Raw genomic sequence first — 1,638 nt, 5'->3', positions numbered from 1 at the left:
AAAAATGAATTGCATGATATTGCACTGCAGAAAAGCCCGGGACACAGCCCGGGAACCGAAAAATAAACGAGACGGGCAACAGATTTGTTACCCGTTTAGTCCAGCTCGTCCATGGTCAGGCGGAAAGAGGGAAGAAATTCCTCTAAAAAGGCGCGAACTTCGGGCAGGGGGCTGGCTGTAAGCTCCGCAAGGATGGTCTGGCCCGCCCGCGTAAATTCGTCGTTGCCGGCACGCAGCTCCTCTACGCACTTGATATAGGCCGAGATTTTGTCCGCCGCCTTGACGCGCGGCCATTCCGGGTCGCTCTGCGGAGCACACAGCAGCGTGGAAAAATCCGGCTGCAGGTCGCCGGGCAGCATGGAATGCAGCTTGCCCGCGGCAATGCCCTCGATTTCTTTATATGCAGAGCGGATGCCAGGGTTAAAATACTTGATGGGTGTGGCCAGATCTCCGGTGATGACCTCCGGCGCCTCGTGGTAGACGGCCAAGGTGGCGGCGCGCTCAGGATTGGCGCCTCCGCCAAAGCGGCGGTTGTGCAGCACGGCCAGCGCGTGGGCGATCATGGCCACCTGCAGCGAGTGCTGTGCAATATCTTCTTGCCAGGTGTTGCGCATCAGCGCCCAGCGCTTGATGTGCTTCATGCGGGACATATAGGCAAAAAAATGATGCGCCAACGATCATCCCTCCCGACAACCGGCGCGATGTTTTAGTCAAAGCATAACTTGACAAAATGCGTCACAGGGCTTATGCTATACAGCGAAAAAGCTGGGGGAGCCCTCGGGCTGAGAGAAGCAAAGCTTCAACCCTTTGAACCTGTGTAGTTAATCCTACCGTAGGGAAGCGCATAAGTCAAGATTTGCATGTTTCCAACGTGTAAATCCTTCGTACGCATCCCGTGTTCATTGGCTGAGCACGGTTTTTTTATGCCGTCGGCCTCCCGCTGGAGAGAGGAGCGCGTTTTTTCAATGACTACCCTGAGTGAAATCTTTGGCAAATTCGCCGAAATCCCCGCCGGAACCTGGATTGCTCTGGTGCTGATCGTGGCCTTCGGCGTGGCGCTGGCCGTGGTCGCGCCCAAGGTGAAGTGGAACGCCAAAATGCTGGCGGCAGCGGCCCTGTGCATTGCCATGAGCTTTGTCCTGTCCTATGTCCGCCTGCTGCACATGCCGCAGGGTGGCTCCATCACCCCGGCGTCCATGCTGCCGGTGATGATGTTTGCCTTTGCCTATGGCTTTGGCCCCGGCCTTCTGTGCTGTCTGGCCTATGGCGTTTTGCAGATGTTCCAGGATATGTACATCGTCGGCTGGGTGCAGGCGGCGCTGGACTATCTGATCGCCTTTGGCGGCCTGTCCATTGTGGCGCTGTTCCGCGGCTGGAAGTCGCCACTGAACTTCTCCGTGGGCGTGGTGGCCGCCGGCGCGCTGCGCGTGATCTGCCATGTGATCTCCGGCGTGGTTTACTTTGCCGAGTATGCGCCCGAAGGCATGGATCCGCTGGTCTATTCGCTGACCTATAACCTGACCAGTGTGGGCGTGGACGCTCTGATCTGCGCGGTGCTGGGCTTTGTTCCGCTGGTGCGCAACCTGGCCCGCCGCATGGGCCCCCAGGGCGTCAAGGCCTGATTGAAATTTCCCGGAA

Annotated in this window: 2 protein-coding genes and 1 riboswitch; of the genes, one reads left to right on the top strand and one right to left on the bottom strand. The window is 58.2% G+C overall.

Translation table 11 applies throughout. From position 1 onward, the window contains the following. Positions 1-95: 95 nt before the first annotated feature. Positions 96-674 carry a 5'-deoxynucleotidase gene (yfbR, locus tag QZ377_RS12615; protein WP_291441593.1) on the bottom strand — a complete coding sequence of 193 codons (579 nt, stop codon included), beginning with the start codon at positions 672-674 and terminating at the stop codon, positions 96-98. Between the two features lie 83 nt (positions 675-757). Further along, positions 758-856: riboswitch (TPP riboswitch) on the top strand. A gap of 109 nt (positions 857-965) precedes the next feature. Between yfbR and thiT the strand changes: the two genes are divergently transcribed. Continuing rightward, positions 966-1,622 carry an energy-coupled thiamine transporter ThiT gene (gene thiT, locus QZ377_RS12610; protein ID WP_291441592.1) on the top strand — a complete coding sequence of 219 codons (657 nt, stop codon included), beginning with the start codon at positions 966-968 and terminating at the stop codon, positions 1,620-1,622. Positions 1,623-1,638: the final 16 nt, after the last annotated feature.

It is taken from the genome of Desulfovibrio sp., from assembly GCF_019424165.1.
Classification (GTDB): domain Bacteria; phylum Desulfobacterota; class Desulfovibrionia; order Desulfovibrionales; family Desulfovibrionaceae; genus Desulfovibrio.
This window is presented reverse-complemented; position numbering and strand designations above follow the sequence as displayed.

Bases quoted from the DNA above. Each gene is read 5' to 3' on its own strand.
- thiT (WP_291441592.1), top strand. From the start codon at position 966: ATGACTACCCTGAGTGAAATCTTTGGCAAATTCGCCGAAATCCCCGCC.